Genomic DNA, 13,399 nt, shown 5'->3' on the forward strand with positions numbered 1-13,399 from the left:
ATGCGGCGCCAGGGACGCGGAGTCTGCTGCGGTTGGCGCGGGCCAGGCAAGTGTCCTGAGCCCCGGTGACTGCTGTTTACTAAATCAACACTAAACTGCACCAGAACAGTGAAAGTTTGTTGAAGCTCCTGCACGTTCCTTTGTATAAATTTTCCTGGGTGAGATGCAGACCACTTCTCTTGGTTGATGACCCATTTACTTGTTTAGTAAACCGATGGCAAATCTCCGGGTTACTACCGAGTTACTTCGGGGAAACGAGTGATTGCCGTCGCCGTGGTTGCGCATCGCCTTCGAATCAAACAAGCCCCCAATAGGGCACGCCTAGGAGATAAAACATGACCGCCACATCCAGGATCCGTCTCGCTTCGCGGCAGCGTCGCTGTCCGGCCACGCCCATCGCCACCGCCGTGGGCATCGCCTTGCTGACCCTCGGCTCCGCACAGGCGCAAACCGCCGCGGCCGACAAGCCGGCCGACGCGAATCAACTGGAGACGGTCGTCGTGACCGGCTACCGTTCTTCCATCGAGAAGAGCCTGGACCGCAAGCGCAACTCCGACGCGATCGTCGACGTGATCAGTGCCGAAGACGTCGGCAAGTTCCCCGACAAGAACGTGGCCGACGCGCTGCAGCGCGTGCCCGGCGTCATCATCAACCGCGACGGTGGCGAGGGCAAGAACGTCAGCGTCCGCGGCCTGTCGTCGGCCCTGACACTGACCGAGCTGAATGGCAACTACATCGCCACAGCCGAGTCCAACGGCGACCCGACGCGCTCTTTCAACTACACGCTGATGCCGTCCAACATGCTGGGCAGCGCCGAGCTGTTCAAGACGCCCGAGGCGCGGCTAGACGAAGGCGGTGTCGGCGGCACCGTGATCCTGCGCACCCGTCGTCCGCTGGACCAGAAGTCCGGCACCGGCTTCGTCAGCGCCGAGGGCACCACCGCCGACACGACCGGCAAGGTCGACGGCCAGTTCTCGGGCCAGTATTCCTGGCATGACGAGGGCAGCCGCCTCGGCGTGCTGGTTGGCCTGACCAGCCAGAAGCGCACCAGCCGCGGCATGAGCACGGGCACCGAGTCCTGGACCTGGTATGGCCGCGACGAAGGCGGCAGCGCGGTCGACGTGAACGGCAACGCAACCCCTGGCGCCCCCGGCAGCTACTGGGGTGGCACGGGCTTCTACGACCAGAACGGCAACTACTACACCCATTTCGCAATGCCGAACGTGACCTCGTTCAGCATCAAGGAGGAGGAACGCAAGCGCACGGGCGCCCAGCTGACCGTGCAGTTCAAGCCGGTCGACAGCCTGACGCTGACAGGCAACTACTTCCGCTTCGACCTGTCGCAGAACTCCCAGACCAACACGCTGAAGATCCCGGAGTGGAGCATTGCCCACTTCAATGGGGACGGAAATTGGAAGGGCGGGCGCATGCTCGACAGCCTGACCTTCGACCCCAGCCACACCATCGTCACCGGGGCGGCCTACAGCGTGCATCCCGGCAAGGCCTACTACTGCAACGAGGCTCAGGCCGCGGCCGCCGGCAAGCAGCCCGGCGGCTGGGGGTCGGATGACTGCGCCATGCCGCTGCCGCAGATCACTGGCAGCTACAACCGCGAGAAGGCCAAGTCGCAGACGGCCGACTTCGAGGCCGATTGGCGCGGCCAGTCCCTGGACGCCACCTTCAAGATCGGCCGCACCAAGGCGGAAGGCACGCCGCAGCAGTGGCGCGTGTCCATGAAGCCGCGCCGCCAGAACGCGGACGGCAGCTACAGCCTGGGCAACACCGTCGCTGCATACAACACGGTCGGCACGCCGACGGCGACCTTCGCGCCGGACCTGCTGGACAAGCTGCGTGCGGGCATCGGTGAAATCGACACCGGCTCGACCGACTCGTCGTGGACCCGAAACAGCAACTACCAGAACTACGGTCAGGCCGATTTCACCTGGCATCTGGAGAGCAACTGGCTGGACTCCGTGCAGTTCGGCTTCAAGCAGCGCAACGGCGGCGTTCACCGCGCCACCGGCAACAACTACTGGGTGTGCGCGGGTGCCAACCCGAGCGATTACGCCAAGCGCTACCAGGCCGGCTGCGACCCCAACGCCGGCAAGTTCCTGCCTGAGTATGTGTACGCGCAGTCCCTGGACAAGATCAAGGGCGGCTTCAATGCCAACATCTTCCCGGGCATCGACTACGCGTCCTACATCAACCACCTGAACACCACCTACGGTGCGATGCAAACCCGCGACGAGCCCAACTTCGTCTACAACGTCGACGAGAAGATCTCCGCGGCTTATGTCCAAGCCAACATCAGGACCGACCGCCTGCGTGGCAATGTCGGCCTGCGCCTGGTTCGCACCAAGCAGCATGCCGACTCGACTGACCAGGTCGACTACTACAACGCCTACTTCTGGCGCGTGAATGGCGTCCTGCAGCCCTGCAATGGCGCCCCGGCGGCGGGCGCGCCCGCCGGCTCGGGTTGCCAGGGTGGTTTCACGACCTTGCCGGACGACACCAACAACCCGAACAGCGGGCACACCTCGTCGTTCGTGGTCACCTCGCTGGACCGCACCTACACCGACGCGCTGCCGAGCTTCAACCTGGCCTACGACCTGAGCAAGGACCTGGTGCTGCGCGCTGCCGCGTCCAAGGTGATCTCGCGTCCGGGCTATGGCGATATCGCGTCGCCGGGCGGCCTGACCTCCTGCGCCCAGCAATATGTCACCGACCACCAGATCATCGGTGGCGGCTGCGATCTGGGCTGGACGGGTTCGGGCAGCAACAAGAAGCTGGAGCCCTACAAGGCCACCCAGTTCGATCTGGGACTGGAGTGGTATTTCCATCGCGGCTCGGTGCTCGGCTTCAACGCCTTCCGCAAGAACGTCAAGAACTTCACCGTGCCGGTCATCCAGGACGTGAGCATGGCCGTTGGCGGCCAGACCGTGACGGTGAAGAACTACTCGACCACGGCCGGTGGCCGCAACGGCGTCTCCCAGGGCGTCGAGCTGTTCGCACAGCACACGCTGGATTTCGGCCTGGGCTTCCAGTTCAACTACACGGCCAATCACACCAACAACGCCGAAATCACCCTCGAGGACGGCACCAAGCTGGGCAAGTCGCCGCTGGTGGGCAGCGCGAAGAACCAGGCCAACCTGACGGTGTTCTACGAAACCGACCAGTACCTGCTGCGTGCTTCCTACAACCGCCGTGGCGAAGTGGTGAACGGCAAGGTCAGCGGCTTGTTCCTGTATGACGAGCCCTACAGCCAGATCGACCTGAACGCGGGCTACAACATCACCAAGCAGCTGAGCGTGACCGCGTCGGTGCTGAACGTGACCCGGCAGGTGGCGCGTCAGCATCTGGGTGATGACACCAAGGCCCGCTTCTACGGCAACAACTACGACGGCCGCATCGTCTACGTGGGCGCGAACTACAAGTTCTGATGCACCTCCACCTCTCGCGCCTCGCGGCGCGAGAGGGTGGTTGTTCACGGACCCGTGTAGGTCCGTGCTGGACCGCGTACGCACAAGGCGCGGGCCGCAGACCCCTCGTGTTCGGGCAGGTCCGGGAGGGCCTCGCACCTCGATCAAAACATCCTGGAGACAGCTTCATGAACCATTCTTCCTGGGCCCATGGATGCGCCAAGTTCCTGCAGGGGACGGCAGCGCTTGCGGCCTTGAGCGGTATCGCGTTTTCGTCCGCGGCAGGGGCCGCGACGGGCTACACCGGCATCTATGGCGGCGGCCCCATGTACAAGCACGTGGCCAGCAACATCACGGAGATCAAGAACTCGGGCTTCACCGAAATCATCGTCTGGAGCGTGCAGGTCAACGCCGCCGGCGACCTGAACCTCAACGGCGAATTCCCGCTGACCTCGGGCGGCGTCTACATCGGCAACAACACCTGGCCAAATTTCGCTGCCGACCTGGCAACCATGAAGCAGGGCGGCGCCAAACGCATCACCTTCAGCGTCGGCTCGTCGAATGCGAACCCGAGTGACTTCGACCATGTCAAGTCGGTGATCCAAGCCCAGGGCACCGGCCCGAGCAGCACGCTCTACAAGTCCTTCCAGGCGCTGAAGCAGGCACTGCCTTCCATCGACGCCGTCGACTTCGACGACGAGAGCACCTACGACGCCACGACGATGACGCAGTTCGGTGTGATGCTGGGCAATCTCGGCTATCACGTCACGGTGGCCCCTTACGTCAACGCCAACTTCTGGACGTCGGTGGTGTCCAACATCAACTCGCAGCTGCCTGGCACGGTCGATGGCGTGCACCTGCAGGCCTATGACGGCGGGGCCGGCAACAGCCCCTGCTCGGGCTGGAACTTCGGCAGCGTGCCGGTCTTCCCCGGCCTGTGGGACACCAACAAGACGCCGCCGCAGGTGCAAAGCCAGATGCAGACCTGGAAGAGCCAGTGCGGCATCACCGGCGGCTTCCTCTGGCTCTACGACGACATCGCCGGCAAGACCTACAACGGCCAGAACTCGACCCTGGCCTATGCCAGTGCCATCAACAACGCGCTGGGCGCCAACCCCAACCCGCCCGGCGCCTACGACGTGCAGGCTATCGCCAGCGACGGCACGGCCGTCGCCAACGGCGGCATCGACGGCGGCGGCTACGCCTACTCGGCCAACCTGCTCGGCACGTCGGTCAGCTGGAACGGCAGCAGCTTCCCGCTGGGCCCAGCGAACGCCGTCGACGCCTGGTACAACACGACGATCACGCTGCCCGCCGGCCAGTACACCACGCTGAAGCTGCTCGCCACCGGCGTGCAGGGCAACCAGGCCGCGCAGACCTTCGTCGTGCGCTACACCGACGGCACCAGCACGACCCTCAGCCAAAGCCTCAGCGACTGGTTCACCCCGCAGAACTACGCGGGCGAATCCAAGGCCGTCACGATGGCCTACCGCAACAATCCCGACGGCAGCAAGGACAACCGCAGCTTCAACCTCTACGGTTACTCGTTCGCCATCAATGGTGCCAAGACCGTCGCGAGCCTGACGCTGCCGAGCAATCGCAATGTCGTGGTGCTGGGCTACGCGCTCAGCAATGCCGCGCAGCCGCCGTCGGGCACGGCCGTCAGCCTGTCTTCGGCTTTCACGCGCGGCGGCGCCTATACCGACGGCACGAAGTTCGGCAACTGCTCGCCAACCAGTTGCACCGGTGGCGGCCTGGACAACGCGGGCTATGCCTTCTCGGCCACGCTGCTCGGCGCGTCGACCACGTTCAACAGCGTCGCCTACGCCTACGGGCCCGTCAACGCGAACAACGCCGTCAGCGCGGCGGGGCAGACCCTCAACCTGCCCGCCGGCCAGTTCTCGTCGCTGCGGATGATGGCGACCGCGGTCAACGGCAACCAGACCTCGCAGGCCTTCAAGGTCAACTACACCGACGGCACGTCGGCCAACTTCACGCAGAGCCTCAGCGACTGGTTCACGCCGCAAAGCTATGCCGGCGAACTCGACGCCGTGCCCATGAGCTACCGCGACACCAACAACGGCGGCCGCGACAGCCGCAGCTTCCATCTGTACAACTACGCGTTCGCGTTGAACAACGCGAAGACCGTGCAGAGCGTCGTGCTCCCGGGCAATGCCAACGTCGAAGTGTTTGCGATGACCTTGGTGCCTTGATCGGGAGCTTCATCCAGCAATGAGTGGCCAGCAGTGACTGACAGCAGCAATCGAATCCAGAGCGTCGTGGTGGTGGGCGGCGGCAGCGCCGGCTGGATGGCGGCGGCCACGCTGGCCACCTATCTGGGCAAGCAGGCCACGGTGCGCCTGGTCGAGTCCGAGGAGATCGGCATCGTCGGCGTCGGCGAGGCCAGCGTTCCGCACCTCAAGCGCTTCAACGCGCAGACGCTGGGCATAGTCGAAGCCGAATTCGTCAAGCGCACCCAGGCCACGGCCAAGCTCGGCATCGAGTTCAAGGATTGGGCCCGCATCGGCGACAGCTACATCCACGGCTTCGGCGTCATCGGCCGGTCGCTCGGCCCGCTGCCCTTCCACCAGTTCTGGCTCAAGCTCTTCCTGTCCGGCCGCGCGGCGGGCATCGGCGATTACTCCCCGCAGACCGTGATGGCGCCCCGGGGCCGGTTCGCCCCGGGTGCCAAGAACGCACCGCCGAACTCGCCGCTAGCCGACATCGGCTACGCCTACCACTTCGACGCCGGCCTGTATGCGCGCTTCCTGCGCGAGCTGTCGGAGCGCCGTGGCGTGCAGCGCATCGAGGGCAAGATCGTCGGCGTGAACCAGCGCGGCGAAGACGGCTTCGTCGAGTCCGTGGTGCTGGAAAGCGGCCAGGTCGTGGAAGGCGAGCTGTTCATCGACTGCTCGGGATTCCGTGGCCTGCTGATCGAGCAGACGCTGAAGACGGGCTATGTCGACTGGACGCATTGGCTGCCCTGCGACCGCGCGATGGCCGTGCCCAGCGAGAGTGTCGATCCAATCACGCCCTACACGCGCTCCACGGCGCGCACCGCGGGCTGGCAGTGGCGCATCCCACTGCAGCATCGCGTCGGCAACGGTTATGTGTATTCGAGCCGCCACCTCAGCGACGACGAGGCGGCCGCGACCCTGCTGGCCAACCTGGACGGCCAGCCGCTGGCCGACCCGCGCCCGCTGCGCTTCACCACCGGCATGCGCAAGAAGTTCTGGAACAAGAACGTCGTGGCCTGCGGGCTGGCCAGCGGCTTTCTCGAGCCGCTCGAGTCCACCAGCATCTACCTGGCCCAGGCGGGCATCGAGCGGCTGCTGAGCCTCTTCCCCGGCCGCGACTTCAACCCGCTGCTGGTGGACCGCTTCAACCGCGAATCCACCTTCGAATACGAGAGGGTGCGGGACTTCCTCATCCTGCACTACAACGCGACTGAACGCGACGACACGCCGTTCTGGAACAACTGCCGCACGATGGACATCCCCGAGACCTTGCGCGAGACGGTCGAGCTGTTCCGGGTCGACGGGCGCTACTTCCGCCACGGCGAGGACTTCTTCGCGTTGCCGAGCTGGGTCCAGGTGATGCTGGGCCAGCGCATCCTGCCGCGGGGCTACCACCCCATCGTGGACGACATGCCCGAGGACAAGCTGATCGAGGTCGTCGAAGGCATGCGCACCCAGCTGGCGAACGCGGTCGACACGATGCCGACGCACCAGGAATGGATAGACCGGTATTGGAAGGCGTCGCTGGCATGAGCGCGGGTTCTCCTTTGGGGCATCTAGGGCCGTTGACGCGGCTGTTGCCCGGGCTGGTGCTTGCCGTCGCCAACACATCGGCCGTGGCCGAGCCGATGGGCGGGCTGGTCATCGACAAGGGCTGGACCTTCCGCCTGCTGCCGGGCAACGCGCAAATCGAAGCGCATCCCGAGGCAGCGCCGTGGCACGAGGCCAGCGTGCCAGGCACGGTGCACACAGACCTGCTCGCCCACCGGCTGATTCCCGATCCCTATGTCGGCACGCCGGAGGCCGGCCTGCAGTGGGTAGGCCTGGCCGACTGGGAGTACCAGACCCGCTTCAATGCGCCGCCCGCATCGCTGGCCAGCGCGCGCAGCGACCTCGTGTTCGAGGGCCTGGACACCTTCGCCGAGGTCTACCTGAACGGCGACAAGGTGCTGGATGCGGACAACGCCTTCCGCAGCTGGCGCGTGCCGGTGCAGGGCAGGCTGCGCGCACAGGACAACGAGCTGCGCATCGTGTTCCGCTCGCCCATCGCCCGGATGCTGCCGACCGTGCAGGCCATGAAGACCCAGCTGGCGGGCAACTACCCCTCGCCCTACGGTGATGAGCCCAAGGACGCGATGACCGGCAACTTCGTGCGCAAGCCCGGCTACCACTACGGCTGGGACTGGGGCCCGCGCTATGTCACCGCCGGCCTGACCCGACCCGTGGTGCTGCAGAGCTGGGATGCGCTGCGCATCGCCGATTTGCAGCTGCGGCAGGACCGGGTGGATGCGACGCGTGCCGATGTCGTCGCCGTCGTGGCCATCGATGCGGTGCGCGCCGGCGCGGTTGATCTGCGTCTGTGGCAGACCGCGCCGGATGGCAGGCGTTCGCTGGCGATGCAGCGGCATGTCGACCTGCAGGCCGGCAGCAACCGCGTCGAGCTGCCGGTGCATATCGCCCAGCCGCGGCGCTGGTTCCCGGTCGGCTACGGCGAGCAGCCGTTGTATCGCTTCGACCTCGAAGTCGGCAACGGCAAGGCCAGTGCCCGCACCGGCCTGCGGAGCGTCGAGCTGCGCCGCGACCCCGACGCCCAGGGCAGCAGCTTCCATTTCGTCGTCAACGGCATTCCCGTGTTTGCCAAGGGGGCCAACACCATCCCCTTCGACATGTTCCAGCCGCGCGTCACCCGCGCCCAGCTGCACCGCGTGCTGCAGTCGGCGCGCGACGCCAACATGAACTTCATCCGCAGCTGGGGCGGCGGCTATTACGAGAGTGAAGATTTCTTCGACCTGGCCGACGAGCTGGGCCTGCTGGTCTGGCAGGACTTCATGTTCGGCGGCGGCATGCAACCGGCCTTCGACGACGCCTTCCGTGCCAGCGTCGTGGCCGAAGCCCGCGACCAAGTGCGCCGGCTTCGCAACCACCCCAGCATCGTCCTCTGGTGCGGCAACAACGAAGAAGAGATTGCCTGGAAGTACTGGGGCCACGGCAAGACGATGAAGGACGCCGACCCCGCGCTGGCCCAGCGGGTGTGGCAGGGCTATGTGCAGCTCTTCAATCACGACCTGCGCCAGCTCGTGAGCGAGGAGGGCGGCGGCATCGCCTACTGGCCCAGCTCGCCGGGCAACGATATGGCTGACGCGGCCAACATCACGACCGCCGGAGACATGCACTACTGGGAGGTCTGGGGCAACCCGGCCCATCCGCCCAGCAAATACCTGGAGATCACGCCGCGCTTCATGTCCGAGTACGGCCTGCAGGCCTGGCCGGTGCGGCGCACCGTAGACGCCTTTGCCCCGCGCGATCAGCAGGGCCTGGACCAGGCCGTCATCCGCGCCCACCAGAAGTTCCTGGGCGGAGAGGGCAACGACCGCCTGCTGCACTACATCCGCATGGAGTTCGGCGAGCCGGCCAGCTTCGACGACTTCCTCTACCTGAGCCAGGTGATGCAGGCCGAAGGCATAGGCCTGGCCGCGCGCCACCACCGTGCCAGCCGCCCGCACACCATGGGCTCGCTGTACTGGCAGCTCAACGACGTGTGGCCCGGTGCGTCATGGTCCAGCATCGACTGGTTTGGTCGCTGGAAGGCGCTGCACTTCCACGCCCGCCGCTTTTATGCGCCTGTGGCCGTCGCGGCGTTGCGGGGCGCGGATGGCAAGACTTCGGTCAGCCTGCTCAATGACCGGGTGCAGGCTGTGCGGGCCGAACTGCGGCTGCGTGTGATGTCGCTGGATGGTCAGGTGCTGCGCGACAAGCGCAGGCCGGTCGAACTCACGCCGCTGTCGGCCACACAGGTCGCGAACGATGCCGATGCGGAGCTGCTTGGCGACGCCGACCGCAACGCCACAGTCGCTGTGTTCGACCTGTTGGCCGACGGCGAAGCGGCGTCGCGCGAGGTGGTCTATTTCGCGCCGGCCCAGAAGCTGGCCTGGCGTCCCGCTGGCCTGCGCGCCGAACTGCGCCCGGACGGCGCTGGGCATGTCCTCGACATCACGGCGACGGCGCTGGCTCGCGCGGTGTGGGTCGAGTTCGGCGATCTTGACGCCGAGATCTCCGACAACGCGCTGACGCTGCTGCCAGGTGAGCGCATCAGCTTGCGCGTGGCCTCCAAGGCCAGCACCGCGGCCCTTCGCGCGGCCCTGCACATCCGCTCGCTTGCCGACATCCCGCGCGCCAGCAGCCCCTCACCGCAAAGCCCCCCGGCTCCATGAACGACATCACGACTTTCCATCGCTACTCGTTGCGTGCCTGCGCTGCGGCGCTGCTGCTGGCCAGCACGGCCGCCGTGGCGGGCGAGCCTCGCTTCGTCACGTCTTTCGAGGCCAACGACCCCTTGCCGGCCACGCTGGCCGGTGACGCACTTCGCGTGGAATTGGGCAACGGCCCTGAGCACCCCTACGCCGCCAAACCCCGCATGGGTTACAGCGGTGCCCGCGCGCTTCGCTACAGCGCCGACGGCCAGGGCGGCCGCATGCGCCTGTTCGCCGTCGACATTGCCATCGGCGACGACACGACGCTGTCGTGGCAGGTGCTGCCGGAAATCGTCGACGGCGATGTCGCCACATCGACAGGGGTGTCGCTGGACCTGGTGCTGGACGACGGCACGCGCTTGTCCGGCACGGCCCTGCGCGACATCCATGGTGCGCGCGCCGGTGCGACCGCCCAGGCCGAGTCCAAGACGCTCTATCCGCAGCAGTGGGCCCACAAGCAGGTGCGACTCGGCGCGCTGACGGGGCGTCGCATCAAGGCCATCGAACTGGAAGTGCGCCCCGCGTCGGGCGTCAGCGCCAGCGGCTGGATCGACGACATCGCCATCACCGATCAACCCCGCTTGGTGGTCACGCGCCCGTCCGACCATGTATTGACGACCCGCGGCACGCAGTCCAACGGCAACTTCTCGCGTGGCAACAACATCCCGGCCACGGCCCTGCCGCACGGCTTCAACTTCTGGGTGCCGGTGACCGATGCCGGCACGCTGGGCTGGCTGTACAGCTGGAACGAGCGCAACGACGCCAACAACCATCCGCGGCTGCAGGCCCTGTCGCTCAGCCACCAGCCCAGCCCGTGGATGGGCGACCGCCAGACCTTCCAGGTGATGCCCTCCGCCGCACGCGGCCGGCCCGACGCCGACCGCGAGAAGCGTGCGCTGCCGTTCTCGCACGAGCACGAGCTGGCCCGGCCCTACACCTACCGCGTGGACTTCGACAACGGCATCCGCGCCGAGATCGCGCCCAGCGAGCGTGCGGCGGTGTTCCGCTTCCGCTTCCCGCGTGACGGCGATGCCAATCTGCTGTTCGACAACGTCGACGCCCGCGGCGGGCTGACGCTGGACGCGGCCACGCAGACATTGCAGGGCTATACCGACACCCGCAGCGGCCTGTCCAACGGCGCCACGCGCATGTTCGTGTTCGCCCGTTTCGACCAGCGCTGGGCCGACAGCGGTCTGCTGGAAACCGGCCGGCCCACCGGCTACGTCAAGTTCGTCACCGGCGAAGATGGTGGGGAAGTGCGCATGCGCATCGCCACCTCGCTGATCTCGGTCGAGCAGGCACGACGCAATCTCGACCAGGAAATCGGCAATGCCGGTTTCGACGCGGTGCGCGAGCGCGCGCAGGCGGCGTGGGACGCCCAGCTCGGCCGGGTCAGCGTGCAGGGCGCCAGCAGCGACCAGCTGACTACCGTCTATTCCAACCTCTACCGCCTGTTCCTCTACCCCAACGTCGCGCACGAGAACGTCGGCAGTGCCGCGCGACCCGACTGGCGCCATGCCGACCAGAACAGCTGGTCCGACAAATCCACCGGCGGCGATGCGCAGCGCACCTCGGCTGCCGTACGGCCGGGCAAGGTCTACGTCAACAACGGCTTCTGGGACACCTTCCGCACCACCTGGCCGGCGTACGCGTTGCTCACGCCGAAAAGGGCTGGCGAGATGGTCGACGGCTTCGTGCAGCAGTACCGCGACGGCGGCTGGATCGCGCGCTGGTCGTCACCGGGCTATGCGGACCTGATGGTCGGCACCAGCTCCGACGTGGCGTTTGCGGATGCCTGGAACAAGGGCGTGCGCGGCTTCGATGCGCGTCAGGCGTATGACGCCGCCCTGCGCAACGCCACCGCCGTGCCGCCGGTGTCCAACGTCGGCCGCAAGGGGCTGGCGCAGGCCATGTACCGCGGCTACGTGGACGCCTCGGTGCACGAGGGCCTGTCGTGGACGCTGGAAGGGGCGCTCAACGATTTCGGTGTCGCGCAGTTCGGCGCCGCGCTGGCCAAGACCGAAACCGACCCGGTGCGTGCGCGCCGCTATCGCGAGGAGGCTGAGTACTTCCGGGCCCGCGCCGCGAGCTACGTCCACCTGTTCGACCCCGCCACCGGCTTCTTCCGCGGCCGTGACGCCAAGGGCCAGTGGCAGCAGCCGGCCGCCAGCTTCGATCCGCGCGTCTGGGGCGGCGACTACACCGAGTCCAACGCCTGGAACTTCGCCTTCACCGCGGTGCACGATGGCGCCGGGCTGGCCACGTTGCTGGGCGGGCGTGACGCGATGGCCAAGCGGCTGGACGAATTCTTCGCCACGCCCGAGACGGCCGAACCCCGCTTGGCTGGCAGCTACGGTGGGGTCATCCACGAGATGACCGAGGCGCGCGACGTGCGGCTGGGCATGTACGGGCACAGCAACCAGTTGTCTCACCACATCCCGTGGATGTATGTCGCCGCCGGCCAGCCGTGGAAGACGCAGCGCATCTCGCGCGAAGTGCTGCGGCGCCTGTACCTGGGCAGCGAGGTGGGGCAGGGCTACCCGGGCGACGAGGACAACGGCGAGATGTCGGCCTGGTATCTGTTCGGCATGCTGGGCCTCTACCCGTTGCGCATGGGTGCGGCGGAGTACGTGATCGGCTCGCCTGCGTTCGAGCGCGTCGACGTGCGCCTGGAGAACGGCAAGACCTTGAGCGTCGTCGCGCAGAACAACAGCGATGAGAACGTCTATGTGCAGTCGCTGAAGTTCAACGGCAAGCCCTGGCCGCGCGCCTGGGTCAGCCACGCGGATATCGCGGCGGGCGGCACGCTGGAGTTCGTCATGGGCAGTCAGCCGTCCTCCTGGGGCGGTGGTGTGGACGCGCTACCGGCATCCCTGAGTGCATCCGGCGCGCGCCCCATCGTCATGGAAGACAGGACGCGCCAGGCCCGGGCGATCACGGTGGACGGCGCCCCCGCCGCGTCGGCCCTGGTCGACGACGACGCCACGACCTCGCTGACGCTGCCGCCTCGGGCCGTCGTGGGCGCTTCGTTTGCCGAGCCTCTCCTGCTCAGCCACTACACCCTCACCAGCGGCGTCACACCGCTGCGCCAGCTCGCCTGGACGCTGGAAGGCCGCACCGGCAACGGCCGCTGGTCGGTGCTGGACCAGCGTCGGGCCGAGGGCTTCGCCTGGGAGCGGCAATTGCGCCCCTTCCGCATTGCCCGGCCGGGCACCTATGCGCAATACCGGCTGCGCTTCGAAAGCGGCGCGGCCTTCGAGCTGGCAGAGCTGGAGTTGCTGACTTCCGGTCCGGCTGCGCAGGCGATGCCCTGAAGAGGCGCCACTGTTGTTTAGTAAATCTCGCTAAATATGCCGCCTCCAGCGCCGATTCGATTGACGCAAAAAAACGCGACGGATATAAAAACTTCCTGGGGAAAAGAAGGCAAGCAAGGCCTTCTTTGAACTGCAAAAACACAATCAATGTGCGTTTAATAAACCAACACCGGAAGCCC

The 13,399-nt window shown here is 66.5% G+C and carries 5 protein-coding genes; all 5 read left to right on the forward strand.

The genetic code is table 11. From position 1 onward, the window contains the following. Positions 1–335: 335 nt before the first annotated feature. The 5 genes from ACS5PN_RS24065 (at position 336) to ACS5PN_RS24085 (ending at position 13,220) form a co-directional block, all read left to right on the forward strand. Positions 336–3,440: a TonB-dependent receptor gene (locus ACS5PN_RS24065; RefSeq protein WP_439466560.1), complete on the forward strand. Its 3,105-nt coding sequence runs from the start codon at positions 336–338 to the stop codon at positions 3,438–3,440. A gap of 167 nt (positions 3,441–3,607) precedes the next feature. Beyond that, positions 3,608–5,632 carry a hypothetical protein gene (locus ACS5PN_RS24070; RefSeq protein WP_439466561.1) on the forward strand — a complete coding sequence of 675 codons (2,025 nt, stop codon included), beginning with the start codon at positions 3,608–3,610 and terminating at the stop codon, positions 5,630–5,632. 33 nt (positions 5,633–5,665) lie between these two features. Further along, entirely contained in the window at positions 5,666–7,189 is a 1,524-nt protein-coding gene (locus ACS5PN_RS24075) for a tryptophan halogenase family protein (RefSeq protein ID WP_439466562.1), read from the forward strand. Beyond that, on the forward strand, positions 7,186–9,867 hold the full coding sequence (locus tag ACS5PN_RS24080; protein ID WP_439466563.1) for a beta-mannosidase: 2,682 nt from the start codon (positions 7,186–7,188) through the stop codon (positions 9,865–9,867). The genes ACS5PN_RS24075 and ACS5PN_RS24080 overlap by 4 nt, the downstream gene beginning before the upstream one ends. Next, positions 9,864–13,220: a GH92 family glycosyl hydrolase gene (locus ACS5PN_RS24085; RefSeq protein ID WP_439466564.1), complete on the forward strand. Its 3,357-nt coding sequence runs from the start codon at positions 9,864–9,866 to the stop codon at positions 13,218–13,220. The genes ACS5PN_RS24080 and ACS5PN_RS24085 overlap by 4 nt, the downstream gene beginning before the upstream one ends. The last annotated feature ends 179 nt before the right edge of the window (positions 13,221–13,399 follow it).

Origin of the sequence: Roseateles sp. NT4 (assembly GCF_051857475.1) — a bacterium.
Taxonomy (GTDB): Bacteria; Pseudomonadota; Gammaproteobacteria; order Burkholderiales; family Burkholderiaceae_C; genus Pelomonas.